The sequence below is a fragment of the Staphylococcus sp. HMSC069D12 genome (genome assembly GCF_001810405.1).
Lineage (GTDB): Bacteria > Bacillota > Bacilli > Staphylococcales > Staphylococcaceae > Staphylococcus > Staphylococcus haemolyticus.
In genome coordinates, this window is the sequence record NZ_KV801092.1 from 1 (window position 1) to 250 (window position 250).

General features: G+C 30.0%; 1 protein-coding gene. It reads left to right on the forward strand.

Annotated features, from left to right (window positions below):
• Positions 1-250 (forward strand): transposase (locus HMPREF2737_RS01390; RefSeq protein ID WP_141745570.1); only part of this gene is annotated, 250 nt, incomplete at both ends.

The following is a 250-nucleotide window of genomic DNA, read 5'->3' on the forward strand; positions in this document are numbered from 1 at the left end:
CATCGTAGATGTGGTAGCGGATCGTAAGTTAAAATCGCTTAAAGATCATTTTTATCGCTATTCTTTAAAACTCAGACAAAAAGTCAAAACAGTAACGATTGATATGTATGAACCATATATGTCACTAATCAAACAATTATTTCCTAACGCGAAGATTATTATTGATCGTTTTCATATTGTTCAATCTTTAAATCGAGCGTTAAATATGTCTAGAGTTCATGTAATGAATTGTTATAGAACCTCTAATAGA